The 26,245-nt window shown below is 47.5% G+C and carries 27 protein-coding genes and 1 tRNA gene; 22 read left to right on the top strand and 6 right to left on the bottom strand.

All coding sequences use genetic code 11. The annotated features are described in order from the left end of the window. The first annotated feature begins 51 nt into the window (after positions 1–51). From G6R30_RS00560 to G6R30_RS00615, 12 genes are all read left to right on the top strand, one after another. The gene (locus G6R30_RS00560; RefSeq protein ID WP_213820432.1) at positions 52–1,020 is read left to right on the top strand and encodes a beta-ketoacyl-ACP synthase III; all 969 of its coding nucleotides are present in this window, start codon (positions 52–54) and stop codon (positions 1,018–1,020) included. Between the two features lie 152 nt (positions 1,021–1,172). After that, complete coding sequence (locus tag G6R30_RS00565; RefSeq protein ID WP_213820434.1) at positions 1,173–1,898, top strand: CAP domain-containing protein; 726 nt, start codon at positions 1,173–1,175, stop codon at positions 1,896–1,898. A gap of 192 nt (positions 1,899–2,090) precedes the next feature. After that, on the top strand, positions 2,091–3,254 hold the full coding sequence (locus tag G6R30_RS00570; protein WP_213820436.1) for an LCP family protein: 1,164 nt from the start codon (positions 2,091–2,093) through the stop codon (positions 3,252–3,254). Between the two features lie 88 nt (positions 3,255–3,342). Beyond that, the gene (locus G6R30_RS00575; protein ID WP_213820438.1) at positions 3,343–4,287 is read left to right on the top strand and encodes a Ppx/GppA phosphatase family protein; all 945 of its coding nucleotides are present in this window, start codon (positions 3,343–3,345) and stop codon (positions 4,285–4,287) included. Further along, positions 4,284–5,513, top strand: coding sequence for a hydroxymethylglutaryl-CoA reductase (locus G6R30_RS00580; RefSeq protein ID WP_213820440.1), 1,230 nt, complete (start codon positions 4,284–4,286; stop codon positions 5,511–5,513). Before G6R30_RS00575 ends, G6R30_RS00580 begins: the two co-directional genes overlap by 4 nt. Then, positions 5,503–6,474, top strand: a complete 972-nt coding sequence (locus G6R30_RS00585) for a nitrate ABC transporter ATPase (protein WP_213820442.1) — start codon at positions 5,503–5,505, stop codon at positions 6,472–6,474. The genes G6R30_RS00580 and G6R30_RS00585 overlap by 11 nt, the downstream gene beginning before the upstream one ends. Before the next feature lie 21 nt (positions 6,475–6,495). After that, positions 6,496–7,206, top strand: coding sequence for an NAD-dependent protein deacylase (locus G6R30_RS00590; RefSeq protein ID WP_213820444.1), 711 nt, complete (start codon positions 6,496–6,498; stop codon positions 7,204–7,206). Positions 7,207–7,264: 58 nt separating this feature from the next. Further along, on the top strand, positions 7,265–8,278 hold the full coding sequence (locus G6R30_RS00595; protein WP_213820447.1) for a cation diffusion facilitator family transporter: 1,014 nt from the start codon (positions 7,265–7,267) through the stop codon (positions 8,276–8,278). A gap of 450 nt (positions 8,279–8,728) precedes the next feature. After that, on the top strand, positions 8,729–10,111 hold the full coding sequence (locus G6R30_RS00600; protein WP_213820449.1) for an Nramp family divalent metal transporter: 1,383 nt from the start codon (positions 8,729–8,731) through the stop codon (positions 10,109–10,111). Positions 10,112–10,133: 22 nt separating this feature from the next. After that, positions 10,134–10,595 (top strand): universal stress protein, encoded by a 462-nt coding sequence (locus G6R30_RS00605; RefSeq protein WP_213820451.1) that lies wholly within the window; start codon positions 10,134–10,136, stop codon positions 10,593–10,595. 86 nt (positions 10,596–10,681) lie between these two features. Next, positions 10,682–11,011, top strand: coding sequence for an ArsR/SmtB family transcription factor (locus tag G6R30_RS00610; RefSeq protein WP_213820453.1), 330 nt, complete (start codon positions 10,682–10,684; stop codon positions 11,009–11,011). Positions 11,012–11,088: 77 nt separating this feature from the next. Further along, a tRNA-Leu gene (locus G6R30_RS00615) sits at positions 11,089–11,172 on the top strand. 91 nt (positions 11,173–11,263) lie between these two features. Here G6R30_RS00615 and G6R30_RS00620 read toward each other — a convergent pair. The 4 genes from G6R30_RS00620 to G6R30_RS00635 are packed head-to-tail and all read right to left on the bottom strand — an operon-like array spanning position 11,264 to position 14,419. After that, positions 11,264–12,163 carry a DNA/RNA non-specific endonuclease gene (locus G6R30_RS00620; protein WP_213820455.1) on the bottom strand — a complete coding sequence of 300 codons (900 nt, stop codon included), beginning with the start codon at positions 12,161–12,163 and terminating at the stop codon, positions 11,264–11,266. After that, positions 12,163–12,897, bottom strand: a complete 735-nt coding sequence (locus tag G6R30_RS00625) for an amino acid ABC transporter ATP-binding protein (RefSeq protein WP_213820457.1) — start codon at positions 12,895–12,897, stop codon at positions 12,163–12,165. Before G6R30_RS00625 ends, G6R30_RS00620 begins: the two co-directional genes overlap by 1 nt. Continuing rightward, on the bottom strand, positions 12,894–13,592 hold the full coding sequence (locus G6R30_RS00630; RefSeq protein WP_213820459.1) for an amino acid ABC transporter permease: 699 nt from the start codon (positions 13,590–13,592) through the stop codon (positions 12,894–12,896). Before G6R30_RS00630 ends, G6R30_RS00625 begins: the two co-directional genes overlap by 4 nt. Before the next feature lie 32 nt (positions 13,593–13,624). Next, complete coding sequence (locus G6R30_RS00635; protein WP_213820461.1) at positions 13,625–14,419, bottom strand: transporter substrate-binding domain-containing protein; 795 nt, start codon at positions 14,417–14,419, stop codon at positions 13,625–13,627. Between the two features lie 443 nt (positions 14,420–14,862). Here G6R30_RS00635 and metG point away from each other — a divergent pair, with 443 nt between their 5' ends. Continuing rightward, positions 14,863–16,902, top strand: coding sequence for a methionine--tRNA ligase (metG, locus tag G6R30_RS00640; RefSeq protein ID WP_213820463.1), 2,040 nt, complete (start codon positions 14,863–14,865; stop codon positions 16,900–16,902). Between the two features lie 143 nt (positions 16,903–17,045). Here metG and G6R30_RS00645 read toward each other — a convergent pair whose 3' ends face one another. Together G6R30_RS00645 and G6R30_RS00650 are read right to left on the bottom strand one after the other, a co-directional pair. Beyond that, a complete protein-coding gene (locus G6R30_RS00645; protein WP_213820465.1) occupies positions 17,046–18,383 on the bottom strand; it encodes a dihydrolipoyl dehydrogenase family protein in 1,338 nt (445 codons plus the stop codon). Positions 18,384–18,503: 120 nt separating this feature from the next. Then, entirely contained in the window at positions 18,504–18,989 is a 486-nt protein-coding gene (locus G6R30_RS00650) for an ECF transporter S component (RefSeq protein WP_213820467.1), read from the bottom strand. 195 nt (positions 18,990–19,184) lie between these two features. Between G6R30_RS00650 and gap the strand changes: the two genes are divergently transcribed. From gap to fabG, 9 genes are all read left to right on the top strand, one after another. Next, entirely contained in the window at positions 19,185–20,204 is a 1,020-nt protein-coding gene (gene gap, locus G6R30_RS00655) for a type I glyceraldehyde-3-phosphate dehydrogenase (protein ID WP_213820469.1), read from the top strand. 111 nt (positions 20,205–20,315) lie between these two features. Further along, positions 20,316–21,128 (top strand): metallophosphoesterase, encoded by an 813-nt coding sequence (locus tag G6R30_RS00660; RefSeq protein ID WP_213820471.1) that lies wholly within the window; start codon positions 20,316–20,318, stop codon positions 21,126–21,128. A 127-nt stretch (positions 21,129–21,255) separates the two neighbouring features. Continuing rightward, positions 21,256–21,699 carry a 3-hydroxyacyl-ACP dehydratase FabZ gene (gene fabZ, locus G6R30_RS00665; RefSeq protein ID WP_213820473.1) on the top strand — a complete coding sequence of 148 codons (444 nt, stop codon included), beginning with the start codon at positions 21,256–21,258 and terminating at the stop codon, positions 21,697–21,699. Continuing rightward, positions 21,686–22,156, top strand: a complete 471-nt coding sequence (locus tag G6R30_RS00670) for a MarR family winged helix-turn-helix transcriptional regulator (protein WP_213820475.1) — start codon at positions 21,686–21,688, stop codon at positions 22,154–22,156. The genes fabZ and G6R30_RS00670 overlap by 14 nt, the downstream gene beginning before the upstream one ends. Positions 22,157–22,171: 15 nt before the next feature. Further along, the gene (locus tag G6R30_RS00675) at positions 22,172–23,146 is read left to right on the top strand and encodes a beta-ketoacyl-ACP synthase III (RefSeq protein WP_213820477.1); all 975 of its coding nucleotides are present in this window, start codon (positions 22,172–22,174) and stop codon (positions 23,144–23,146) included. A gap of 115 nt (positions 23,147–23,261) precedes the next feature. Next, positions 23,262–23,504 carry an acyl carrier protein gene (locus tag G6R30_RS00680; protein ID WP_091502755.1) on the top strand — a complete coding sequence of 81 codons (243 nt, stop codon included), beginning with the start codon at positions 23,262–23,264 and terminating at the stop codon, positions 23,502–23,504. A 61-nt stretch (positions 23,505–23,565) separates the two neighbouring features. Then, positions 23,566–24,522, top strand: coding sequence for a DUF561 domain-containing protein (locus G6R30_RS00685; RefSeq protein WP_213820479.1), 957 nt, complete (start codon positions 23,566–23,568; stop codon positions 24,520–24,522). A gap of 25 nt (positions 24,523–24,547) precedes the next feature. After that, positions 24,548–25,489, top strand: a complete 942-nt coding sequence (locus G6R30_RS00690) for an ACP S-malonyltransferase (RefSeq protein WP_213820480.1) — start codon at positions 24,548–24,550, stop codon at positions 25,487–25,489. Positions 25,490–25,491: 2 nt separating this feature from the next. Then, positions 25,492–26,220: a 3-oxoacyl-ACP reductase FabG gene (gene fabG / locus G6R30_RS00695; protein WP_213820481.1), complete on the top strand. Its 729-nt coding sequence runs from the start codon at positions 25,492–25,494 to the stop codon at positions 26,218–26,220. Positions 26,221–26,245: the final 25 nt, after the last annotated feature.

Genomic DNA, 26,245 nt, shown 5'->3' on the forward strand with positions numbered 1-26,245 from the left:
TGAGGAAGCCGTCGAATGGTTTTCTTGCTCGAATACAAAATAGGGATGATTATGATTGGAAGTAAGATACTGGCCACTGGCCATTATGTGCCAGAAGACATCGTAACCAATGACGACTTGGCAAAAGTGGTCGACACTTCGGACGAGTGGATTGTTGCTCACACGGGGATCAAGTCACGCCGGGTTTCCCTGCGAGGTGAAAATACCTCGGACTTGGCCACCAAGGCGGCAGAAATTGCGCTTGAACGAGCGGGGGTTGCAGCAGATGAACTTGGCTTTATCATTGTGACCACCTTTACGCCGGATGGCCTAGCGCCGTCAACGGCCGCCTTGGTTCAACGCAACCTTGGCGCTAAAAACGCCTGGGGATTCGATCTTTCGACGGCCTGTGCCGGTTTTGTCTTTGGACTGTCAACGGCGGATAAGTTCATCAAAAGTGGTGCCTATCAGTACGGACTGGTGATTGCCGCCGAAGTGAATTCGAAGATGATGGACTTTTCAGACCGGACGTCAACGGTTTTCTTCGGGGATGGCGCTGGTGCTGCCATTATTGCGCCCAGTGAAGAAGGTGTGATTGCTGCCGAAGAGATGCATACGGTGGGGGATGAACGAGTCGTTCACTCAGGCCGTATTGCGCCCCTGGAGAAATTAGCGGCGAACAATTATCCCAAGATTGATGCCTTTGCCCAGGAAGGACGTGCTGTGTACAATGAAGTAACGACCAAGATTCCTGATCACATCGTGACTTTTCTAGCCAAAGAAGGGCTGACGGTTGATGATATCGATTACTTTGTCTTACACCAGGCTAATCTGAAAATGATTGAGAAGGTAGCTGAAACACTTGGGCAACCGATGACAAAATTTGTCACGAATGTCCAAGAATATGGAAACGCCTCATCTGCAGGTATCGCGATGGCCTTTGACCAGTTGAATAGCCAAGTTGATCTGACCGGAAAGAAGGTGTTACTGACCGGCTTTGGTGCTGGTTTCACATATGGTTCCTTATTACTCACCATTTAAGTTGCAATGGTGGTTGATTTATTGTAATATAAATGTAACCTATGGGATATTCTGCAGTAACGCGGAGCGTCTACAATAGGCATATAGATTGAACGCATCGGTTTGATGCGCGAAATATCCAAAAAATAAGTACAAAATATGGAGAGTCTCTCATGAAGAATAACGTAACTAAGACAATCTTGGCTGCATTAGCGTCTGCTACTGCCTTTGCCGCAGCAGGTGCCCATGCTTCTGCTAACGAAATCACTATCCAAGATGGTGACACTTTGTCACAAATCGCCGCTAACAACAACGTTACGGTTGATGAATTGGTAGCCAAGAACAACATTGCCAACCCTGACTTGATCATCGCTGGTAACACGATTTCAACTGACGGCATTGCCGGTGCAAGCGCATCATCTGATGTACAAGCTTCAGCTGATGAAAACGTAACGGCATCAGCTTCTGATGACACAAACACGCAAGCAACGACGAACACGAACACGCAAGCACAAGCTGCAACGACGTCATCTGTTGATTACTCAACGTACTCAGCTGGCGCAAACGGTTCTGTTCAAACGATCATCAACGCGATGAACGCTAAGCGTGCAGCCGCTGGTTTGGCACCTGTATCATACGATGCTTCATTGGCAGCAACGGCTGCTTCACGTGCCGCTAACGCCGAAGCAAACGGTGGTTTGCCTACTGGTCACTTCCAACAAGTTGCTGGACCTGAAGTTGTTGCCATCGACTGGTCACCATCAGCTGTTGTTGATGCATGGTACAACGAAACTGGTATGGTTGCAGCACCTGCACACCGTAACTGGTTGATGAACGCTTCATTCACTAAGGTTGGTTTCGCCATCGTTGGTGACACGATCGTTGGTATCGCTGGCTAATTTATAAATAAATTTCCGAGACGGCTAGGTTTTCCTAGTCGTCTTTTTCTTTATAATTTTATACAATGGTAAAGCTTTTCCTAAGAAAAGGGTCGGAACAGGCGTTTTAACTTCTGTTTAACATGCTCTGTGATAGAATAGTAGAAATTAAGAAAAAGTCTAAAAAATTGTTAGAAAGCAGAGCACATTTTTATGCAACAGGAACCAAACCAGTTTTCGCGTAAAGCACGTTATGATGGTGTTCGACAAAAAAATAAGAAGCGAAGCCGCCTTCGTAAGTGGCTCTTGTCCATCTTCGTTATCATTGTTCTTACCATCGCCGGTTGGGGAACTTATCTATACGCCCAGTACAAGGGATCGATTGATGACATTCAAAAGTCCGCTAAGATTAATAAGATGCGGAATGTTTCCAACTTGATTGCTCGCGGAAAGCCTTTCTCGGTTTTGCTGCTTGGAACCGATGTTGGTGAATTGAATCGAAACGATCGTTCAGGTTTGACGGATTCGATGATGTTGGTTACCATCAATCCTAAGCAGAATAAGGTGACGATGGTTTCCATCCCACGTGATATCATGACGGCCATTCCTGGTTATGAAGATTCCTTCCCACAGAAGTTAAACGCCGCTTATGCTTATGGTGGTGTTGGGGCAACGATGGAAGCCGTTCAAAACTATTTGAACGTTCCGGTTGACTCCTATGCACTGGTTAATATGAAGGGCCTGACGACCTTGGTTGACAAAGTCGGTGGCGTTTCCGTGAAGTCACCAATGGACTTCCAATATAGTCAAGATACGGCTCACGCTTATGGTGCCAACTTGTATCGTTTCCACAAGGGATCGACAAAGTGGGAATACTCGGATGACAACGGGGAGACTTGGACGTCATCAAAGACAAAGCTGACTGGTGATGCTGCTTTGGCCTTCTCACGAATGCGTTATGATGATCCGCAAGGCGACTATGGCCGTCAGCAACGACAACGGTTGGTTCTTGAAGCATTGATCAAGAAGTCTGTGAATGCGGAGACTTTGCTGAACGCTTCCTTCATCAAGTCCTTGTCGAAGTATGCGCAAACCGATCTTTCCTTTAACAACATCATTAAGATTGCACAGAAGTATCGTTCGGCTGCAAAGAACCAGGACTCTGACCACATGCAGGGAACGGGTGTCATGTCGGCTGGTGTTTCTTATCAGGCAGTCACGACGAAGGAAAAGCAACGGATTACCGATAAGCTTCGTGCCCAACTTGGCCTAGCTGAGAAGGAAACGGGTTCTCAATTCGGTGGTGATGTACCATCGTCTGGTACAAGCATTGCGTCAACTTATCTTGCACAAATTGGGGAAACCCTTGAAGAGTAAATCAAAAGCATCGGATTGTGATCCGGTGCTTTTTCTTTGCCCTCCATTCCATGTTATACTGGAGCATAACCCCTAAATGAGGCAGCTGATGCAAGAGAAGACAATTGCAATAATTGATTTGGGCAGTAATTCGGCCCGTTTGGTCGTTGAAAAGCTGAAAAGCGACGGCTCTTACCGGGAACTTTACCGGGTGAAAGAGGATACTCGTTTGTCGAAGGGCATGGGTGAGTCTTTGCTTTTACAAGAAGAGCAAATCGACAAGACGCTGGCCGTGTTAAAGGACTACCAGGAAAAAATCCGTCTTTACTCAGTCGATGCGACTTATGGCATCACAACGGCCGCGGTTCGAACGGCGAAGAATCAGGCGGACTTTTTAAAACGGGTCAAAGAAGAAGTGGGCTTGAACTTGCGCGTTTTAACTGGTGAGGAAGAGGCACACTATGACTTCTTAGGTGTTTTAGCTTCGTTACCAGATGAGTCATCGGCCGTTATTTTAGATACCGGCGGTGCTTCCGTTGAATTGATTCCATACCGCAACCGCCAGGCCGAGGTGGAACTCTCACTGCCTTTTGGTGCAGTCAACCTTTCGGAGAAGTACCAATTGGCTGATAAAGTGGCAAAAGAAGCTGTCCAAGCAGCCTGCCAGCAGATTACCGCTGCCTACGAGAAACAGCCTTTTATTAAAAATAACCAGGGGCAGCCTGTGATCTTGCTTGGTGGCGCCAACCGGTCACTGGCTAAAATGGCCGAGAAAAAAGGGTGGACGAAACAGGGACAAAAGAGCCTCCATGGTCTTTTCCTATCCGGCTCTCGGGTGGAACAAATCTTTTCTGAAATCGCGCAAATGGATCGAAAGGAACGCGAACACCTGGCTGGACTAGAAAAAAGTCGAGCAGACATCATCGTTTCCGGTCTTTTGCCCGTCTTGAATTTGGTCCGGGCCATTCAATCACCAAAGGTCATCTTTTCAGAATCCGGTGTGCGCGAAGGGCTGATTTTTGAATTGATCCAAAAGGAATTTAAGTTGTCATGACCAAGAAATTTTATCAATTAACAGCGGAAGAACGGTTAAATCAGCTGAACTTATCAGCGGAAGACCGGGCCTTCTTTTTTGAGCACCAAGGGAAAGAAAGTGCGCATTTGATTGAGAATTATCTAGCTGACTTTGCCTTACCCGAAGGGCTCTTGCCAGCATTGCTCTTAGATGGTCAAAAAAGTATGATTCCAATGGTCACAGAAGAGCCATCCGTTGTGGCGGCTGCTAGTAATGGCGCACGAATGGCTGCTTTGGGTTCGGGTTTTTTTAGTGAAAAGGCGAGTCAGGCACGATTGACTGGCCAAATTCTCTTCCACGATGTTGACCAAAAGCTTTTGGCCAAGCGAATTGAAGAAAGCAAGTCCCGGCTATTTGCCATTGCAAAGGCGGCCAAGCCATCGATGGTGGCGCGGGGGAATGGCCTTAAATCCGTAGCATATCGCGTCCTTGACGTCCGTCACAGTGTCTTAGAGCTTTCGGTTGATACTGGAAAGGCCATGGGCGCCAACGCGGTGAATACGATTTTAGAGGCGGTTAAGGGCGACTTTGACGATTTAAAAGAACAGATTGCTGGCGCGATTTTGTCAAATGCCGGCCAAGAGGCGCTTGTTTCCGTTTCCACCAAAGTCCCCGTTGATGCTGTGGGGGGGCTGAAACAGGCCGAAAAGATTGTCGCTTTGGCTGAATTTGGCCAAGTGGATGTCGATCGGGCGGTGACCGAGAATAAGGGAATCTTTAACGGAATTTCTTCGGTCGTTCTCGCCACGGGAAATGATTTTCGCGCTGTTGAAGCCGCCGGGCACGCCTACGCTGCTCGTCATGGTGCCTACCGCTCCCTATCATCTTGGGCCTTGACCGATGACCAAAAATACCTGGCTGGTCAACTGACCATGCCATTAAACATCGGCCTCTTGGGCGGCGCCATGGCGGCCTTGCCAATGGCCTCGAAGAATTTATTGTTGATGGGCCAGCCGGATCTGGATCGTTTGAAAAAACTAATTTTGGCCACCGGCTTAGCCAACAACTTAGCCGCGTTGAAAGCAGTATCCGGCAAGGGTATTCAGGCCGGTCATATGAAAATGCAGGCCCGAACACTGGCTATCCAGGCGGGTGCACAAGAAGATGAAATTGCCAAAGTCGCCAGTCGATTGGCGCACGAAACGACTTTTGATCAGGCAAAGGCAGAAAGAATTTTAGGAGAAATACGAACTCATGACGCCTAAATTAACGACATTATTAGAACAAGTCAATCAAACTTATCCCGGAACGGTGATGGTTCGAACTGGTGAAGAAGAGAGCGGCCGACTGCGAATGGATCGCAGCCAACAATCGTTTTTGGCAGACCGCTTGTTAATTGAGATTCCTGACAAGACCGAAGCGGACTTTGTCATCGGAACGGAATTGCTGCAATTGCTCCTTTCTTTGAATGGCATTGTGCCACAAATCTTTTTTGGCCTCACTTTTGAAGATGAAGCACTGGATCAACAGCTAGTGACAATCGCTAGCCGCCTTCACAAGATGGTCATGCATGGTATCAGCTATCGTGAAATGGCCAAGCAGGGCTTCTTGACTGCTGAAACGGCGACTGCCTTTCAGGCGGGAATCGAAGACGAATTGACGCCAGAGGAAAAAGACATTGATGGGCAACACCTCTTCCGTTTGCTGTCCCTTGTTGACGCTCAGATTTTTAACAAAGTCTTAGCTGAAAACAAGTTGGCGGAGGCAGCGAAGCAAGCCGATGCGCAGTACAAGACTTTGTATCCAAAAGCCAATGCGGCGGCCAAGTCCCTGTCTGAGCTCATTGTGACAGCGGACCTGAAGGATTCGCGCACGATTCGCAAAACCATTGTTCGTGTCTTTGCTGGGCTGGATGAACTATTGGAAAAGGCTGATTTACCAACGGTCAACGCCAAGCAGTACGTAACGCTGGCACCGGTCTTGTCTGAACGGCAGTTGAATGGACCGGTCAAAAACCTCTTTGAAATCTTCCATTCCGAGATGACGGACTTTGCTTCAAAGGAAAAGGCCTACGTCGGATTGGGTAAGCAGGACCAGCAGAATACTTTCGTCATTGCACCGCCCAAAAACCCGGCTGATCGACCAAAGTTCTTTACGGAACTGTACGCACTATCGGTGCGCGAACTCTTAGAGAAACTGGCGCTGCCATACATCTTACGTTCGTAATTTTGACGGAGGAGGGCGAAATTGGGACTCGTTCAACAAGATATTCAACAGGCCTTTGATCAGGCCAAACACATTGTTTTTCTAACTGGAGCTGGCGTTTCCACCGCTTCGGGAATTCCGGATTACCGCTCGAAAAACGGGGTCTATCAAAATCTGGCTTACACACCGGAATACCTGTTATCCGACCAAGCCTTTGCCGAGATTCCTGAGGTTCAGTATGCCTTTATGCAGGAAAACCTTTATTTTCCGGAGGCAAAACCCAACGTGATTCACCAAAAGATGGCCGCCTTTGTCCAAGAGGGCCGTGCCAAAGTCATTACGCAAAACATCGATGATTTGGATGTGCGAGCTGGACTGAGTGATTCCGATTTGATTCGTTTTCACGGCTCGCTTTATGATCTCTATACACCAAAAGACGGCGCTTCGGCGACTTTGGCAGCCTACCAACAGTCCTTGTACCGCGAGGGGGACGGCGCTAAGATTCGCCCAAGAATTACCTTTTACGGTGAGGTGCCTTTTCGAGTGGAAGAGGCGGTTGATTGGGTGAGTCAGGCGGATTTAATCTGCCTTGTCGGGACTTCTTTTAAAGTCTATCCCTTTGCTGGCTTGCTGAATGCGGCCAAGGCCAATGTGCCAATTTTTGCCGTTAATTTAACACCTCTACCTGCAATGGCTGGTGTCAAACAAGTGATTGGCGATGCCAGTGAATTTTTCAAAGAATTAAAAAACTAAGCCGAAGGGCTTTTTTTTTATGCAAAAAACGGTATGATACAAAAAGGAGGAAGCATATATGTCTCAAAAAAATGAAGGACTGGCTAGAGAAGGAGCCAGTTCCGTTGTTGCTCACCAAAAGGAAAATCATCTTCACCATCACGAAGGACAGGACGCACAGCCTTCACAGCTACCATACCTGATTGGCATTTCGTTGAATTTGATTTTCGTTTTGTCCGAGCTTGTTTTTGCTAAGTTGGCCCATTCGACTGCCCTTTTTGCCGATGCCTTTCACAATTTATCCGATGTCTTAGCTTTGGTCATCGCCTGGTTGGCGGTTTTGGTTTTTGGTATTAAGGCAACCAGGAGTAAAACCTACGGCTGGCACAATGTCTCCATCTTGGCCTCGATTTTTAATACCGTTCTCTTACTTTTTGCAGTGGGAACGATTTTTGTCGAAGGGGTTAGCGACTTATTGAATCCGGGTAGTATTCATACGAACGGGATGATTATCACGGTGGTGGCCGCCATCGGAATCGTTGTTAACCTGTCCACGGCCATGCTTTTCAAAGCCTCTGGAGTCCCAGACGAACACGGTCACAGCCATGCGGGAGCCGATCAGGATTTGAATGCCAAAACGGCTTACATCCACTTGCTGTCCGATGCCGGGGTGTCCATTGGGGTGATTTTGGCCGGTTGGTTGATCAAAGTCACGGGCTGGCAGTTAATCGATCCCGTTGTTTCTTTGCTGATTGGCGTGATTATTTTAGTGACGGCCTGGCCCGTTATGAAAGAAACCGTGAACTTGGCTATTAATGGGGTTCCTGACGAAGTTGACGCTGATGCGATTTACGATTACCTCGTTCAAAAAGAAGGGGTGATTGGCTTGCATGATTTGCACATCTGGCCACTGTCGACAACGGAAACGGCTTTGACCGTCCATTTGTCATTATCGGACAGCTGTTTGCAAGACGAACATGGCTTGAAAACACTGAATACGATTGAAAATGAGCTGAAGGATCGTTTCGGCATTAGCCACGTGACGATTCAAATGGAAGGGCAGCAGAAGGAAGAAAATTGTAACGTGATTTAGAATGATAAAAGCGTACAAAATCCCTTTAAAATTCTAATAAATAAGAACCGTTCTCGAGTAAATGAGAATGATTCAAGGTTTACTTAAATTAAGAAGTAATCATAAAAAGAGCCTGAACCTTAGTTTCAGGCTCTTTTTTCGACTTTTTAGTCAAAAGCGTTTAAAAAGTTACAAAAATTTCGCTTGACCTCTCGTCTTTCCCGTGTAATATTAAATCTAGACTTAGGAAAAGTCATTGAGTTAAGTAGCTTTCATAAGCTTTCAACAACCAAGTTGAATGAAATCCTTTATGAAAATTATTTAGCGTTTTAAAAATAATAAGTCCGGCATCATTTATTAATTTAGAATGATTGCATAATTGGCAAGGGGATTTTCCGGCCTTTTTTGCTTTTGCGCGCTTTTAAAAACGTTTCGATGGCCTTCCTGAGGAGAAATCCAAAGGAGACAATTATGGACAATTCCGTAAATAAAAAGCCTCATCACTCATTGATTGAGCACACTGGTGAAAAATCACTGGCTGAAGTTAACGGATCCATTGAAGTACCAAAGAATGGATCTTTCTGGCGTCGTTTGCTCGCCTTTTCTGGACCAGGGGCCTTGGTTGCCGTTGGTTATATGGATCCAGGTAACTGGGTGACATCAATTGCCGGTGGTGCCGCATACCACTACTTGCTTTTGTCTGTTGTCTTGATTTCATCTTTAATTGCCATGCTCTTGCAGTATATGGCGGGAAAGCTTGGAATCGTTAAGCAAGAAGACTTGGCCCAGGCAACGGGTAACCGTACCAACAAGTTTGGTCGTTACGCCCTCTGGATCATGACTGAATTAGCCCTGGTCGCAACGGATATCGCCGAAGTTGTCGGTGGTGCCATTGCCTTATCACTGCTTTTTGGTTGGCCACTTTTGGTCACGGTCTTCATGACGGCCTTCGATGTTATCATCTTGTTGTTGTTGATGAAGTTCGGATTCCGTAAGATTGAAGCGATTGTCATGACCTTGATCTTGACGATTTTGGCAGTCTTTGTTTACTTGACAATCTTGTCACGTCCTGACTGGATGGCCATCATGGGGAACTATGTGCCTCGTCCTAAGACAATGTCAATGCACGCCCTTCAGGGACTTGATAGCCCACTTTACATGACGGCTGGTATCATTGGTGCCACGGTTATGCCCCACAACCTTTACTTGCACTCATCAATTTCACAGACTCGTAAGGTCAACCACGATGATCCAGCAGAAGTGAAGGAAGCCGTTCGTTTGATGACTTGGGATTCCAACATCCAATTGACTTTGGCCTTCTTCATCAACTCAATGCTCTTGATTGTTGGTGCCGCCTTGTTCTTCGGTCACGCCCAAGAATTGTCCGGCTTCCACCAATTGTACGACGCCTTGAATGATCACAACATTGCCGGAGCCATCGCTTCGCCAGTGTTGTCAACACTCTTTGCCTTGGCCCTCTTGGCTTCTGGACAGAACTCCACGATTACTGGTACCTTGACTGGTGAAATCATCATGGAAGGATTCTTGCACTTCCGAATCCCAATGTGGCTTCGTCGTGTCATTACGCGTGGTATTGCCATTACGCCAGTTTTGATTATCGCCCTCATGTATGGCGGTAACGAAGCAAAGATGGATGATTTGATTGAGTCAACTCAGGTCTTCTTGTCAATTGCCTTGCCATTCTCAATGGCACCATTGATTTACTTCACTTCATCGAAGAAGATCATGGGCGAGTACGCGAACTCAGCGTGGGTTAAGTGGACTGGTTGGTTCTGCTTCGCTTCGTTAACGTTGATTAACGTGTTCCTTGTTTACCAAATTTTCGCCGGCTAAGTTGAACAAATAGGAGGCTACCATGGCTGAATTACAATTGAACATTGAACCAAAACATTTTAAAAACATCTTGGTTGGTGTTGATGAATCCGAACAAGGTTACAACGCCTTGGCCAACGCGATTCACCAGGCGCGCGAAGATGATGCACACTTGATTATCGCTTCGGTTTTGGAAATGGGTGACCTGTCAGCCGTTTCCGCCTTGCACTTGGATGTGATTAAGGAAAAGCGCGAAGAAATCGAAAAGAACTTGGAAAAGTACCGTGCCTATGCTGAAAAGCAAGGTGTCCAATCCGTTGATACGGTCTTTGATGACGGTGTTAAATTTGGCGAAATCCTTGTCGAAGACATTTCGCCACGTGTCAATGCTGATTTGGTTGTTGTTGGGGCGCACTCACGTGAAGGTTTCTGGGGATCAATTGGTTCACAGGCAGCTTACATTGCTCGCAACTCAAAAACTTCGGTTTTGATTGTCCAAAACTAAAATTTCTTGAAAAGCAGCTGACATGTCAGCTGCTTTTTTATTGGTTAAAAAGGCGCATTTGATGGATTCCTTGCTATAATAATTATATGAAAACAGAAATCCAACGTGAATTGAGTCATATCTTTAAATTACTGGCATCGGAGAAACGCTTGGCCATTCTCATGCTTTTAGAAGAAAAGCCTTATTCGGTGAGTGAGTTAATTGAGGCGCTCCAAATGGAGCAGTCCGCCGTCTCGCATCAATTGAAAAAACTGCGAGAAGAGCAGGTCGTTGCCGTTCAAAAAGTTGGCCGAACGGTCTATTACCGCTTAACGGATTCTCATATGATTGACCTTTTAGCCAACGCTGAAAAACACGTTGACCACGTGATGAATGACGAGAGTCATGAGGACTGGCTAAAACGAAATAAGCAGTAAAAAAGAGCAGAAATCGCTCTTTTTTTATTGACAGAAGGGTCGGGCCTTGATAAACTAATAAAGTTGTAAAAGACAATGCCCTTGTGGCGGAATTGGCAGACGCGCTGGACTCAAAATCCAGTGGTGGCAACACCGTGTGGGTTCGACTCCCACCGAGGGCATCCGTTAAGAAGCGATTGATTTCGCTTCTTTTTTTTGTGCAAGTAAAAAAGTCGGACAGCGATTCGTTTTTCTGTCCGACTTTTTCATTTTTTAGTTAATCGATGCCGCACCCGTTTGATAGTTAATCGAAACACCGGGTTGCACGTTGAAAATCCAGTAATTGAGGTTCAGGCTGGCACCGTTATCCTCAACGGATTTGGCCATGTAATGAACACCGCGCGGTACAAGCTCGTTGCCCGCATACACCGGGGTTACTTGGCCTCGGATAGTGATGCCGGGATGTTCTTTGATTGCGTAGCGAATGTCGTCTTCTGGAACGAGCTGACCAGGATAGGCGTTTTCAACACGGGTTCCAGTGGTCATGTTTTCGGTCACCATCGTGGCCATCCCAAAGAACTGGTAGCCGACAATGTGGGACTTGTTCCAGAGTGATTGCTTACTTCCACCAAGCGTGACTTTGGGGTTGTTATGAGAACCGCCAACCCAAGCATGGCCATTAAAGCTGTCACCCTGATTCCATCCGGAGGGGCGAACGCTCTTTGGGATTTGACTGGGGCGTTTGGTGACTTGGTTCATCGACTGTTTTGAGGCAAGGAAGTTGGCTTGACCGGAACGACCCAGGCTGTCCAGTGGTGAAAGGGCGAGGCCGTTAACGGGATTTAACTTGCTGCCGTCCGCCGGGAATGTTTGCTTTAATTCCTCATCTGAAAAAGTCGCTTGGTTCTGATTCAAATGAACCAGGTCGCCATCCAATGTGCCATCCCATTTGATGGCTAAGAGTGCTTGATCGGATGCCGATGTTGCCGTTACGTTCGAGGAGCGGTTGGCTTTTTTGGCCGATTGCAAGACGGTGCTTTGCTTTTGCCCCTCAGGCTTTTGATTTGATTGATTTTGCTTTTGGAAAGTTTGAAAGGCAAAAACCGCCACTAAGGCAATAACCATGGTGACGGTTTGTGTCAAACGCTTTTGATTTGCTTTTTTCTTGGCCATTAGAAAGACATTGCTCCCAAGAACTTTTTAATTCGTGTTTCCGTCGAGTGGAAGAAGCCGTCGGTTGGTCCTTGGTAGCCAACTGAACCATTGTCAATAAAGACGATTTGATCGGCGACCTGTTCGGCAAAGGACATGTTGTGCGTGACAATAATCATCGACGTGTTCTTTTGGGCCAAGTCCTTTAGGACGCGGAGTACCTGGGCCTCTAATTCTGGATCGAGGGCAGAGGTTGGTTCATCCAAGAGTAAGTACTTGGGTTCCATGGCCAAAGCCCGTAGAATGGCGACGCGTTGCTGCTGACCACCCGAAAGTTGGTAAGGATAGCGATTCTTTAGCTCCGTCATACCAAACTGCTCTAAAAGTTCTTGGGCTTTTTTTTCAGCGGCTGCTTTTGACTTCTTTTGAACCTTAATGGGCCCTTCCGTCAGGTTTTTCAAAACCGTTAGATGGGTGAAGAGCGCCTTTTCTTGGAAGACCATGGCGGTCTTTTGACGGATTTGTAAAATCTGATTATTCGTCAATGGGTTGGCCAAATCCAAATGAAGGTCATCGATGGTCAACAGACCGCTATTGGGGCGTTCCAAGAGGTTCAGCGCCTGGAGTAAGGTTGACTTACCAGATCCAGAGGGGCCGACAATGGCCGTTGTCTCTTCGGCAGGAAAGTCTAATGAGATGTCGTCCAAGGCGATTTTGTCAGGGTAGTGCTTACTGAGATTTTTAACTTGAATCATTGGGCAAACCTCGATGTGTACTTCTCTAAGTAGTGCTGACCGATTGATAGAATGGACGTGAAGAAGGCGTAGACCATGGCGACCAAAATGTACATCGACAAGACCTTATAATTGGCGGCAGCGATTTGCTGGGACAAGTAGAAGATTTCGACAATGGTGATGACGGAGGCCAGTGACGTATCCTTCAACAAACCGATTAATGAATTGGACAGGGGTGGAATTGAAATCCGGGCCGCCTGTGGTAAGACAACGTTCAAGTAAACTTGGCCCCGTGTCATGCCAAGTGATTCGGCTGCCTGCTTTTGCACTTCGGGAACGGATGAAATCGATGCACGAATCGTTTCGGAAGCGTAAGCGCCGGTGTTCAATGAAAAGACTGTAATCGCTGATACCCAAGCCGACTGGAAGAGGGCGATGTGGGCGTTTGGTAGACCGTAAAAGACGATGAAAAGCTGTACAATCAACGGTGTTGAACGGAAGAACCAGACGTAGGCGTTGGCAATCCATTTAATAATCTGTAAGAAGGCGGCCGCCCATTCGTTTTGCGGTAATTTTGCCACTCGAATTAAAGCCGTCAGTGAGGCAAAAATCAATCCGAAAAAGAAGGAAATGGCCGTCAGGGGCAAGGTGTATTTGAGTGCTGCGCTGAATAGTTCGGGCAGGTATTTGACTGCCAGGTTGAAAAAGTCTGTCATACTTTCTTCCTATATAATCGATTTGCTACTGCTTATTCCTTTGTCAGGTCTTGGTTGAAGTACTTCTTAGACAACTTCGTTAATGTGCCGTCTTCGCGAAGTTCCTTCATGGCCTTGTTGACCATTTCTTGTAGCTTCTTGTTATCCTTGTTCATCAAGACACCATCTGGTGTTGAACCCATTGCCTTTGACACATCAACGGCTTCCACGTCGGCATCGGGGTTGGATTGCTTCCAGTTTTCAAAGGCGCCTAGATCGTTTAAGGAACCATCGGCACGGTTGGTTGTCACGAGGTTCATCGCCTCGATAATACCAGCAACCGCCTTGATGTTGGCTCCTTCGGCCTTGGCTCGCTTACCGTAGTTTGACGTAACGGATTGGGCCATTGTCTTGCCCTTGATGTCGGACAATTGGTTCATTGAGCTATCACCGGTCTTCTTAATCAAAGCCGCCCTTGGGTAAAGGTAGGCGGAAGACATCCGGTAGTTGGCCTTTCGTTCATCGGTAATACCAATGTTGTTAATGACGGCATCGTAACGCTTGGAGTTCAAGCCGGCAATCAAGGAATCCCACTTTGATTGGACGAAGTTGACTTTCATGTCCATTTTCTTGGCCAATGCTCGGGCGATTTCAACTTCAAATCCAGTTAACTGACCCTTGTCATCGTGATAGGAGAAGGGAGCGTAGGTTCCCTCTAATCCAACCGTGAAAGTTCCGGACTTAATCGTTGTGCTTTCTTTGTTTGATGATGTGAGCTGGCTAATGCCAAAAACGGCTGCGATGACCACCAACAAGCCGGCGATAATAATGGTAATTTTCTTATTCATTTGTTCTCTCCTGAATTTACTCAAAAAGAAAAGACCACCCCCAAACAAGACGGAATTGTCTTGTTTGCATTGGGTGGTCTTTTAGCCTATAAACGCCACCCTAAAAAAGCGGTGCGCAACAGCAAACCGTTTGAGTCTTCATGTTCTGTCGGTTGTAAGGTGCAGGTACGTTCATAGTTACTCTCCTTTTTTAATCTGCTTTTAGTTTACCGGTACGTAATTTTTTTGTCAATAAAGTTTCATAAAATCATTCAAAATTCCATTCAATTGGTCTGCTCGAAGAAATCGTTCTTTTGATTAGAAAGCCGGCCTTCGTGAAAAAAAGAATAAAAATGGTTTATTAGGACTTTGTCCCTTTCAGGGGCTGGCTCGTCTGGTTTGACACGGTGCTTTTTGCTATAATAGTGGACAGGATTGGCGTCATTAGCCAGAAAGGGACTCATATGTCAGAAAAAAATACCTTCTATATTACAACCCCCATTTATTACCCATCGGGGAAGCTTCAATTAGGAAATACCTATACCACGGTTTTGGCCGATGCGGCCGCCCGTTACCACCGCTTACTTGGTGACGATGTCTTCTTCTTGACCGGAACGGATGAACACGGCGAAAAAATCCAAAAGAAGGCTGCGGCAGCAGGTACTTCTGAAAAGGCCTACCTGGACAAGATGGCCAAGGACATCAAGGAGTTGTGGTCCTTGATGAACATTTCTTATGATAAGTTCATTCGAACGACCGATGTCGACCATGAACAAGCCGTGCAAAAGATTTTCCAAAGGTTGCTTGATCAGGGTGATATTTATAAGGGTCAGTACGAAGGTTGGTATTCCGTTTCTGACGAAGAGTACTTTACCGAATCACAATTGGCCGAAGTTTACCGTGATGATGACGGAAACATGATTGGTGGAAAGGCACCGTCTGGCCACGAAGTCGAAAAGATTCAAGAAGAGACGTACTTCTTCAAGATGTCCAAGTATGCCGATTGGCTGGTGGACTACTACAAGAGCCACCCCGACTTTGTTCAACCATCGTCTCGGATGAACGAGATGCTGCAAAACTTTATTTTGCCTGGGTTGGAAGATTTGGCGGTTACCCGTACTTCCTTTGATTGGGGGGTTCCGGTTCCCGGTGATGAGAAGCATGTCATTTATGTATGGATTGATGCCTTGGCGAACTATATCACGGCCCTCGGCTATGGTTCAGACCAGGATGACTTGTTCAAGAAGTACTGGCCGGCCAATGTTCAATTGGTTGGAAAGGAAATCGTGCGTTTCCACATTATCTATTGGCCAATTATGCTCCATGCCCTTGGCCTTGAGTTACCAAAGGAAATCATTGGCCACGGTTGGTTGGTCATGAAAGACGGCAAGATGTCCAAGTCAAAGGGAAACGTGATTTATCCTGAAGACTTAACGAGCCGTTATAGCTTGGATGCCGTTCGCTACTACTTGTTACGTGCCATGCCATTTGGCAATGATGGGGTTTTCTCCCCTGAAGACTTTGTTGATCGCGTCAACTTTGATTTGGCCAACGATCTTGGCAACTTGTTGAACCGAACGGTGGCCATGATTAACAAGTACGAGGCTGGCGTTATTCCTGCCTTTGTTTCCGACCAAACGGCATTTGATGCGGACTTTGAGGCCCTTGTTGCTGAAAAGTTAGCGGCTTACCAAGAGCAGATGGCCAGTGTTCACACGGCCGATGCCTTGGAATCCGTTTGGGCCATTGTTCGTCGTGCCAATAAGTACATTGACGAAACCGAACCATGGGTCTTGGCAAAAAAGGCGGGCGACGACGCGGAAGCAAAAGAAGCATTGGCGGCCGTCATGGCTCACTTGGCAGCCGGCCTGCGGGTGATTGCCGCGATGTTGCAGCCAGTGATGGTCGATGTGCCAAAGGCCATCTTTGAGCAACTCGGCATGACTTTGCCAGAAGATGGTTTGTCCTTAAAGGCATTAGCAATGGCCGATCTTCCTTCGGGTGCCACGGTGGTTAAGAAGGGGCAACCCATTTTCCCACGCTTGGACGTTGAAGAAGAAGTGGCCTTTATTGCCGGCTTGGTCTCCAAGGACACCAAGGGGAAGGGCCGCGCCGTGAAAGAAGCAGCAAAGAAAGAAGAACAGGCGAAAATGACAGAAGAAGCAACGGGCAAAGCCGCGATTGAATACGACGACTTTGATAAGGTTGAGATTTTAGCGGCCAAGATTACGGCGGCCGAACTGTTGCCAAAGTCGAAGAAGCTCATCAAGTTTACCTTGGATGACGGATCGACAAAGCCGCGTCAGATTCTTTCTGGTATCCGCCAGTGGTATCCAGAACCCGAAGTCTTGATTGGCAAGACGGTGGCTATCGTGGCCAACATGAAGCCACGGAAGATGGCCGGCGAGCTGTCAGAAGGAATGGTTCTGTCCGCTGAAAAGAACGGCATTGTGACGGTGACGATTTTGCCAGACAGCATCGAAGCTGGTTCAGGTATCGAATAAGAGTCCGACAAGGGTGTTGATGATCTGAAATTGCTTCGTCAATGAACAGATGACGGACATGAGACACACGGATTAAACAAAATGACATTAAAAAAGATGATCGCTCAACGAGCGGTCATCTTTTTTGTTGATAACTTTTTGCTTTAGCCAAGGTTATCCAAGGCGGAGTATCCGATTGATGGGAAAATCGTGACTAAGCGCTTGAGTTGCTTTTGCGTGTAGCCAAATTCGATGGCTGGCAGCATGGCGTTGACGACATCTTCGGCTTTGTCTGAAAGCTCGATGACACCGACCAGTTGCTTGTTCTTGTTATAAATCAAGGTCCGCTGACCAGCTTTTTCAAAGTCGACGAGTCGGTACCAGTCAGCCATTACATCTTGCTCAACCAGATCGTATTGATCGGGATGGGCCTTTGCTTCGTCAATGGAAACGCCCGCCTGTGCGAGACGTGGCGTCGTGAAGACGGTTTGGGCAATGGCTGGATAGTGAATGGCTTCTTTTTCTTCACCGAGAATGTGGCTGACCACGTACTGCGATTCGAAGGTAGCCGTTGGCGTGAGCTTTGGTTGTTCCTTCTTCAACACGTCACCGGTGGCATAGACGTTTTCTTGACTGGTTTGTAGGTAGTCGTTGACGATAATACCCTTTTGATCAAAGTCGATGCCGGCCTGTTCAAGGTTTAAGTTCGCGGTGTTTGGCACGCGACCCGTGGCATCGAGAATGTAGTTTGCAGGGAAAGAGCCCGTCGTCGTGGAAACGCTGTAAGATGAACCGTTTTCCTCAACTCGTTCCACTTGAGTGTTTTTGATGAACAAGACACCCTTTTGTGCTAATGCCTTGACCAACTGATCGGAATACGAACGGTCGAAGGCTGGGAGGGCCTGTTGGTCACGAAGAATAACGGTTACCTGTGAACCGGCAGCCTGCATAATGGCGGCTGCCTCCAAACCGATGAAACCAGCACCGATGATGACCATCTTAGCGGGCACTTCGGGGATGCTTAGGAAGTCCTTTGAATCATGGAGAAATTCCTTACCGGGAATGTCCAAGCGGTGGCTGTGTTGGCCAGTGGCAATGACAATCTTATCGGCTGTTACTTGCTTGTCGCCAACAGTTAAGGTGTGTGGATCGACAAAGCTGGCGTGGCCAAAGATGAAGTGAATGCCAGCGCCTTCCATGCCTTTTTGGATGGCGGGAGCGAAGCCGTCGATAATCTGCTGCTTCCGTTGCATGGCCTTTGGCCAGTTAATGTGCGCTTGACCATCAATTACACCGTCTGATTGGCGAATTTCAGAAAGGAGCTTAGTTGGCGCCTCGAGAATAATTTTGGCATTGCAGCCCCAATTTGGGCAGGTACCACCAACGCGATCTTCTTCGATGAAGGCGACTTTTTTACCTGCTGCTGTGAGCGCTGGTGCGCCGTCAAAGGCACCGTGGCCGGCCCCGATGAAGACAACGTCGTAATCGTATGTGTGAGACATAAAACTCCTCCTTTTTCTACTTAAGTCTATTATCCCACCGATTGTTAAGAATGTAAAAAAGACAAGGAAATGTAAAAAAGCCGGTTTTCTTGAACCGGCAAAAAAGAAGGCAAGTATGGTCTACGAGTGACTTTGTTGTTTTAATGCTTTTGAGCAAAGGAGGGCAACGACTAATCCGAAGAGGCACTGGCAAAGGTTGCCGGGAATGGAGGCGAAGCCGGCGGCCCAATTATATAGGAAAGAACCAGCTAAATAGTAGCCAATAATCATGAAAGAAGAGGCAATGGTTAAAGAGCAGCCTTTCATCAGAAGGTTTCCTTTCATTGCAAAGCCGGCGATCCAGCCTTCGAATCCGTGAATGGCAAAGGAGAAAAGGAGCCACTGCGGGTAGCCGGCGAAGAGGTCAAGCAGGGCGCCAGAAAAGGCGCCGACGAGGAAGCCGGCTGTTGGCCCCATTCGTAGGGCGGCAATGAAAATGCCAGCCTCCACTAAATTGACAAAGCCGGACGTCGCCGGAACGGGGATGTGAATAAGATAGGAAAGCGCCACGTTGAGGGCAATAATGGCGGCGACCATCGTGATTTTTTTACTAGACCAATCGGACATGTTGTTTTTCTCTTTTCGTGATCGATTAAATTTCTTTTTATTTTACCATGATAAAGTCATGATATTGGCAAAGCCAAACAAATGGTACGGTTTCCCTTGTGAGAAAATCGGTAAACGATTTGCACTGCTAGGAGGGCGTTGTGTTATAATATTTGTGTTGACTTAGGTCAAAAAATTATTTGGAGGTCTACACACATGACTGTGAAGATTGGTATTAACGGATTCGGACGCATCGGTCGTTTGGCATTCCGCCGTATTATGGAATTGGGTGACACAGCTGCTGATGTTGAAGTTGCCGCAATCAACGACTTGACGAGCCCATCAATGTTGGCATACTTGTTGAAGTATGACTCAACTCACGGAACTTTGGATGCCGAAGTTTCAGCTGATGAAACGGGTATCATCGTTAACGGTAAGCACTACACGGTTTACTCAGAACGCGATGCCAAGAACATTCCTTGGGTTAAGAACGATGGTGTTGAATATGTTATGGAAGCCACTGGTTTCTATACGTCAGCCGAAAAGGCACAAGCTCACTTAGATGCCGGTGCTAAGAAGGTCTTGATCACTGCCCCAGCTGGTGATGTACCAACTGTTGTTTATGGTGTAAACCAAGACATCTTGAAACCAGAAGACAAGATTGTTTCTGCTGGTTCATGTACGACACAATCATTGGCACCAATGGGTAAGGTATTGGTTGACAACTTCGGTGTTGAAATCGGTACGATGACGACTATCCACGCCTTCACTTCAACTCAAATGATTTTGGATGGTCCAAAGTCAAAGAAGTTCCGTTCAAACCGTACGGCTTCTGTTAACACGATTCCTCACTCAACGGGTGCTGCTAAGGCCATCGGTCTTGTTGTTCCTGAATTGAAGGGTAAGGTTGACGGACACGCACAACGTGTTTCTGTTGTTGACGGATCAGTTACTGAATTGACTTCTGTTTTGTCAAAGAAGGTAACGGCTGAAGAAATCAACGCCGCTATGAAGGCTGCTTCTTCAGATTCATTCGGTTACAACGAAGATGAAATCGTTTCATCTGACATCATTGGCGACACACACGGAACCACTTTTGATGCAACGCAAACGCAAATCATCGAAGCCGGCGACAAGCAATTAGTTAAGACGGTTTCATGGTACGATAACGAATACGGTTTCACTTCAAACATGATCCGTACGTTGTTGCACTTTGCCCACGTTGGTAACAAGTAATTCAATACTTTAATGAAGAGAACGCTTCGGCGTTCTCTTTTTTTCTATTGTGAACCAACACTTCGAACAAAGGTGATTATGCTATACTAATGCCAACACAAAGGGGAAACCATGCGTTTAGCAGTCATTTCAGATTTACATTTGGATATTAATCAAATCAATGAAGAAGACGCGCTAAATGAAATGGCCCAATTCCTTCTCAATCAGCAAATTGGCGTCTTCGTTTTGGCAGGGGATACCTATAATCACCTAAAGGACACAGCGGCCTTTGCCGAAAAGCTAAGCGCTAGGCTTTCGCCTGTGACAAAAGTCTATTATTTAGCCGGCAACCATGAAATGGGCGATAAAACGCCTGATCAAGTTCTCGAAAGTCCTTTGGATGCCCATTACCTTCACCGAAAAAGTTTGGATATTGGCGACTACCGTCTGATCGGCAATAACGGTTGGTACGATTACTCCTTTGATGACGGCCGGCATGATGAAGCCCTCATTCATCGCTTTAAACAGTCTTTTTGGTATGATCGGCGGATCGAGGAAGTGCTATCAGACAACAGCCGCGCCGCCCGTTCAGCCAAACAAATTCAAGAAGCGGTGTTGACAGCCAAAGCGGCTGGGCAAAAGCCAATTATGATCACTCATTTTTCAAATGACCAGCAATTGATTGACCAATTACCTTTTTCACGACCGGAATTAACGGTTTTGAAAGCTTTTTTAGGTTCAAAAAAATTAGGACAGCAGCTCATTGACCTGCAGGTGCCCATCCTTGTATCGGGCCACGTCCACTGGCAGCAAGAACCCCATCGCGTGCAGCAAACGACTTTTTACAACGTGTCCTTAGGTTATCGGACGCGGCGCATTCACGAATGGCGACAGGGTGACTTTTTTCAGGAATGGCGTGAGCGCCTGTTAATTCTTGATTTATAAATTTTTTTACTCGCGATTTATTCCGACTATCAGATAGTTTGACTATCGAAGTATTTGTTGTTAAACTATTTTTATCTTGAGAAAAAATTCTTTACAACCGGTCAATGGACCCAAGAAAGGACGAACAATGCCAGTCTTAACAAGTACGGAAATCATGGATTTGATTCCAAACCGCTACCCAATTCTTTACATGGATTATGTGGAGGAAATGGTGCCGGACGAATCAATCGTTGCCGTGAAGAACGTGACGATTAACGAACAGTTCTTCCAAGGACACTTTCCTGGCAATCCCGTCATGCCCGGCGTGTTGATTATCGAATCCCTTGCCCAAGCCGCATCGATTCTGATTCTTTCTTCACCGCAATTTAAGGGGAAGACGGCTTACATGACAGGAATTAACGACGCGAAGTTTAAGAAGATGGTGGTTCCTGGTGATGTCTTGAAGTTGCACGCCACTTTTGGAAAGGTTCGTGAAAACATGGGAACCGTTGATGTTGTGGCCAAGGTCGATGGAAAAGTCGCAACGAAGGCGGAGCTGATGTTTGTGGTGGCTCCTGATGAAAAAGACTGATGTGACAAATTCAACCGTCGACTTTAAGACGGTCAACCAGACGTTAATTGATCTTTTAGCCAACGTTGTTTGGGTTGAAGAAGGCGCCTTAAAACGTGGCCCCTTTTCAGCTTTAACGGTCAAAGACGTCCATACGATTTACGCCATTTCAATGTACGAAGAAAAGACGGCGTCACAGTTGGCCAAGGCGGTTCACTTATCGCCATCGGCGATGACGACAGCCATTGATCGATTGGTTGAAAAGGGCTATGTCGAACGTCGCCGTTCCAAGACAGATCGACGGGTCGTGAAGCTTGGCTTGACCCACCAGGGCCGGGTATTGTACCGCGCTCATCAAGCCTTTCACCTGCAAATGACCAAAGCGATGTTTAACGGCTTTACCGATAACGCGGCCGCCATTTTGGAAAAGGCGCTGGGCAACCTGCAAGCTTACCTGCAGGATATCTTGAAAGAGTAAGCAAAGGGATTGATGATGGAAAAGATGAAGATTGTGGCGACCGCTCGGCAAGTGCCGGAACGCGCCGTGTCAAACGATGACTTAGCGGAACTGATGGAGACATCAGACGAATGGATTTACCCCCGTACGGGGATCCATCGTCGGCACGTGGTGACCGATGAAAACACCTCGGACTTGGCGGCTGCCGTGGCCGAAAAGCTCTTGGCAAAAGCCGGTTGGCAGGCAGACGATTTGGACTTTATCATTGTCTCAACGATGTCCCCGGATGCCTTGTCCCCACACACTTCAGCCATTGTGCAGGGGAAGATTGGCGCTCAAAAGGCCTTTGCTTTTGACATTAACGCCGCCTGTTCAGGATTTGTGTACGGCCTGTCCGTTGCTTCTTCCTTCTTATCATCTGGTCGTTACCAAAAGGGCATGTTCATTGGCGCAGAAGTGCTGTCAAAACTGGTTGATTGGAAGGATCGGACCGTGTCCGTTCTCTTCGGCGACGGTGCTGGTGGTGTCTTGCTTGAGGCGACAAAAGAAGAAGAAGGCCTCTTATCCGAAGAGCTACAAGCTTACGGTGATCGTGGCGAGGCCATTTTGACCGGGCGCTTTGCCAATCAAAACGCCTTTGCTGGGGAAATTTCGCCTTTGGATCCATACTTCCACCAAGATGGCCGCGGCGTTTATTCCTTTGCGACTCGAGAGGTACCCAAGGTCTTGAACAAGGCCTTGGCAAAAGCCGGCTTGCAGGCCGATGATGTGGACCTTTACTTGGCCCACCAGGCCAACCATCGGATTATCGAATCGATGGCGAAAAACTTTGGCCAACCAATGGAAAAGTTCCCAACGAACATGGTCGAATATGGCAACACTTCGGCCGCTTCAACCGCCATTCTCTTGGATGAGTTAATGGAAGCTGGCCAAGTGCAAAAGGGGATGAAAGTCGCCTTCGTTGGCTTTGGTGGTGGCCTCGCCATTGGGGCGCAAATCTGGCAGCTCTAAGCGACTAGCCCGGTGAATGCCGGGCGTTTTCAAAAAATAACTAAAATGCGGTGTAGTAGGCTGCACCGTAAAAATCAAACGTATTGCAATACGAAACCTATAGGAGAACGTGCTCATGACACAAGAAGAGATTTTTGACAAGGTAAAGGACATCTTGGTTGACCAATTTGATTTGGAAGACTCAGAAGTAACGATGACAACCAACATGACGGACGACATCGATGCCGACTCATTGGACTTGTTCGAAGTTTTGAACCAAGTCGAAGACGAATTCGACATTAAGTTGGAAGATACAGAAGAAGTATCAACAGTTGCTGACTTGGTTAACAAGATCAAGGAACAAACTGACAAGAAGTAAGACTTCTCATCAGGCGGCGTCCGTCGCCGCATACATAAAAGTAAAAGGTAAGGCATAGAATATGACAGTTAAAGTTGGAAACGAGATTTTTGATCAACTCGGCATGAAGTACCCGATTGTGGAAGGCGGCATGACCTGGGCCGGAACTGGTGCGTTGGCCGCAGCGGTTTCAGAAGCTGGTGGTCTTGGCTTCATCGGAACGGGTTACTGGCATGGCGAAGATGTTCGCAAGGAAGTTCGTCGGGCCAAAGCATTGACCGACAAGCCATTTGGTGTGAACGTGATGTTGATGTCCCGCCACATTCGCGAAGTTTTTGACGTCATTTTAGAAGAAGGTGTCAAAGTCGTGGCCACCGGTGCCGGCGACCCTTCTCCCTTCTTGGAAGAATTACACGCGGCCGGCATCGTGGTCATGCCCGTTGTGCCATCGGTTTCCTTAGCCAAGATGATGCAGCGTAAGGGTGTCGACGCCGTGATTGCCGAAGGAATGGAATCCGGGGGCCACATCGGTCAAATGACGACCATGGCACTGGTGCCACAGGTGGTTGACGCGGTTGATATTCCGGTGATTGCAGCCGGTGGAATTGGGGACGGCCGTGGTGCTGCCGCTGCCTTTGCCCTTGGTGCTTCCGGTGTCCAAATGGGGACCCGTTTCCTTGCCTCACCAGAATCTGAAGTCCACGAAAACTTTAAGAAGAAGATTTTGAAGGCTCGCGATATCGATACGATCGTGACGGGAAACATTGCTGGTTCACGTGCCCGTGTCTTGAAGAACAAGATGGCCAAGGAGTACGTGAAGAAGGAAATCGAAGAAGCGCAAAAGCCCGCGCCAGATTATGAAACAGTCGAAAAGCTGGAGTCTGGCACGCTGCGTGCCGCGGTACAAGAAGGCGACAAGGATGGCGGGGCCTTCATGGCTGGTCAGATTTCCGGCATGATCAAAGAAGAGAAGCCCGTCGCCGACATCTTAGAAGATGTTTGGACGGAAGCGGCTGACATTCTTGGTTTGTCAAAGTAAAAGAAGAAAGTAAGGGAAGTTTTCTATGCGCATCGGACTGCTATTTAATGGTCAGGGTTCACAGAAGGCCGGGATGGGTCAGGATCTTTATGATCAGTCTCCCGTCTTTGCTCAATACATTGACCAGGCGTCAACCATTCTGGGTTATGACTTGGTTCAGGTCTTCAATGACGACAGCAAAATTAGTCAAACAAAGTGGGCACAGCCTGCGATTGTTGCCTTTGATTCAGCACTTGCGGCGACTTTGAAGGACGCTGGTGTGGCCAATGTGGTGGCTGCCTTGGGACTTTCGCTGGGGGAATACCCGGCACTGGTTGCCAACGGTATGCTGACTTTTGACCAAGCCATCGCTTTGGTGAAGGACCGTGGGGCTTACATGCAGGAAGTTGGGGACAAAAACCCTGGCAAGATGGTGGCGGTCTTAGATGACAATCAAGACATGATTGTGGCCACGATCGAGAAGATGCAGCGCGAAGGGCTGGCCGTATACGCCGCCAACTTTAATACCTTTTCGCAATTGGTCATCGGAGGAGAAGCGCTTGCCGTTGACCAGGCTGTTCAGGTGTTAACGATCGACGGGGTGAAAAAGATTGTGCCCCTTCCCGTTTCCGGCGCTTTCCACACACCGCTACTAAAAGAAGCGGCCAATAAAATGGCCGACCGTTTGTCGGCCGAATCGATTGGAGCAGGGGACTATCCCGTTTACTCCAATACGACAAAGAAAGTTTTCACGGCCGATACGCTCAAGCATACCTTGGAAAAGCAGATCGTTTCGCCAACTTACTTTGCCGACTGCTTGAAAAACATGGTCGACGAACAAAAAGTGGACACCCTGATTGAAATTGGACCCGGGGTGACTTTGTCAAAGTTTGCTCGAAAGATTGTTTCAAAAGAAATTACCCGTTATTCCGTAACGGACTGGGCGACGTTTGAAAAAGTCGTTGCGCAACTGAAGGAAGAAGGATAAAAATGGATTTTACAAATCAAACGGTTTTCGTTACTGGCTCTTCGCGAGGCATCGGCCTGGCCGTTGCCCACGCCTTTGATGCGGCGGGAGCAAACGTGATTTTACACGGGCGTTCGCCTTTGAAAGAAGAAGTGGTGAACTCCTTTAAACAAAAGCCAAGAACGCTACAATTCGATATTGCCGATGGGGAAGCAGCGGAAGCTGCTCTAAAGGCCCTGTACAAGGAAGACGACTTTGACGGCATCGATATTCTGGTGAACAACGCCGGCATTACAAAGGATCAGTTGGCTATGGGGATGAAGTTGGAAGACTTTGCCGTCGTCGTCAACACGAACCTGACTGGAACTTTTAATGTCACGCAGCCCGTCTTTAAAAAGATGATTCGTCAAAAGCACGGTGTCATTATTAACATGGCCTCGGTTGTTGGCCAAATGGGCAACATTGGACAAGCCAACTATGCGGCTTCAAAGGCTGGTGTGATTGGTTTGACGAAGTCCCTTGCAAAGGAAGGGGCACGCCGGAATATCCGCGTGAACGCCATTGCGCCAGGGATGATTGTCTCTGACATGACGGATGCCTTGTCTGATCAAGCAAAGGAAGCCATCCTAAAAGAAATCCCACTTTCACGTTTTGGAACGGTGGAAGATGTGGCCAACGTGGCCCTCTTCTTAGCGGGAAATGACTACGTGACCGGTCAAACGATTACGGTTGACGGTGGCCTTTACATTTAAAGGTTGCGATAAACACGAGAAGTTG

Origin of the sequence: Fructobacillus parabroussonetiae (genome assembly GCF_018437265.1) — a bacterium.
Lineage (GTDB): Bacteria > Bacillota > Bacilli > Lactobacillales > Lactobacillaceae > Fructobacillus > Fructobacillus parabroussonetiae.

Coding starts and splice junctions, on each gene's coding strand:
- G6R30_RS00650 (WP_213820467.1), bottom strand. CDS start 18,989: ATGTCCGATTGGTCTAGTAAAAAAATCACGATGGTCGCCGCCATTATT.
- fabG (WP_213820481.1), top strand. CDS start 25,492: ATGGATTTTACAAATCAAACGGTTTTCGTTACTGGCTCTTCGCGAGGC.
- G6R30_RS00585 (WP_213820442.1), top strand. CDS start 5,503: ATGACGCCTAAATTAACGACATTATTAGAACAAGTCAATCAAACTTAT.
- G6R30_RS00685 (WP_213820479.1), top strand. CDS start 23,566: ATGACAGTTAAAGTTGGAAACGAGATTTTTGATCAACTCGGCATGAAG.
- G6R30_RS00605 (WP_213820451.1), top strand. CDS start 10,134: ATGGCTGAATTACAATTGAACATTGAACCAAAACATTTTAAAAACATC.
- G6R30_RS00580 (WP_213820440.1), top strand. CDS start 4,284: ATGACCAAGAAATTTTATCAATTAACAGCGGAAGAACGGTTAAATCAG.
- G6R30_RS00575 (WP_213820438.1), top strand. CDS start 3,343: ATGCAAGAGAAGACAATTGCAATAATTGATTTGGGCAGTAATTCGGCC.
- G6R30_RS00600 (WP_213820449.1), top strand. CDS start 8,729: ATGGACAATTCCGTAAATAAAAAGCCTCATCACTCATTGATTGAGCAC.
- G6R30_RS00625 (WP_213820457.1), bottom strand. CDS start 12,897: ATGATTCAAGTTAAAAATCTCAGTAAGCACTACCCTGACAAAATCGCC.
- G6R30_RS00560 (WP_213820432.1), top strand. CDS start 52: ATGATTGGAAGTAAGATACTGGCCACTGGCCATTATGTGCCAGAAGAC.
- G6R30_RS00670 (WP_213820475.1), top strand. CDS start 21,686: ATGAAAAAGACTGATGTGACAAATTCAACCGTCGACTTTAAGACGGTC.
- G6R30_RS00645 (WP_213820465.1), bottom strand. CDS start 18,383: ATGTCTCACACATACGATTACGACGTTGTCTTCATCGGGGCCGGCCAC.
- G6R30_RS00660 (WP_213820471.1), top strand. CDS start 20,316: ATGCGTTTAGCAGTCATTTCAGATTTACATTTGGATATTAATCAAATC.
- G6R30_RS00680 (WP_091502755.1), top strand. CDS start 23,262: ATGACACAAGAAGAGATTTTTGACAAGGTAAAGGACATCTTGGTTGAC.
- G6R30_RS00595 (WP_213820447.1), top strand. CDS start 7,265: ATGTCTCAAAAAAATGAAGGACTGGCTAGAGAAGGAGCCAGTTCCGTT.
- G6R30_RS00620 (WP_213820455.1), bottom strand. CDS start 12,163: ATGGCCAAGAAAAAAGCAAATCAAAAGCGTTTGACACAAACCGTCACC.
- G6R30_RS00630 (WP_213820459.1), bottom strand. CDS start 13,592: ATGACAGACTTTTTCAACCTGGCAGTCAAATACCTGCCCGAACTATTC.
- G6R30_RS00610 (WP_213820453.1), top strand. CDS start 10,682: ATGAAAACAGAAATCCAACGTGAATTGAGTCATATCTTTAAATTACTG.
- G6R30_RS00565 (WP_213820434.1), top strand. CDS start 1,173: ATGAAGAATAACGTAACTAAGACAATCTTGGCTGCATTAGCGTCTGCT.
- metG (WP_213820463.1), top strand. CDS start 14,863: ATGTCAGAAAAAAATACCTTCTATATTACAACCCCCATTTATTACCCA.
- fabZ (WP_213820473.1), top strand. CDS start 21,256: ATGCCAGTCTTAACAAGTACGGAAATCATGGATTTGATTCCAAACCGC.
- G6R30_RS00690 (WP_213820480.1), top strand. CDS start 24,548: ATGCGCATCGGACTGCTATTTAATGGTCAGGGTTCACAGAAGGCCGGG.
- gap (WP_213820469.1), top strand. CDS start 19,185: ATGACTGTGAAGATTGGTATTAACGGATTCGGACGCATCGGTCGTTTG.
- G6R30_RS00635 (WP_213820461.1), bottom strand. CDS start 14,419: ATGAATAAGAAAATTACCATTATTATCGCCGGCTTGTTGGTGGTCATC.
- G6R30_RS00570 (WP_213820436.1), top strand. CDS start 2,091: ATGCAACAGGAACCAAACCAGTTTTCGCGTAAAGCACGTTATGATGGT.
- G6R30_RS00675 (WP_213820477.1), top strand. CDS start 22,172: ATGGAAAAGATGAAGATTGTGGCGACCGCTCGGCAAGTGCCGGAACGC.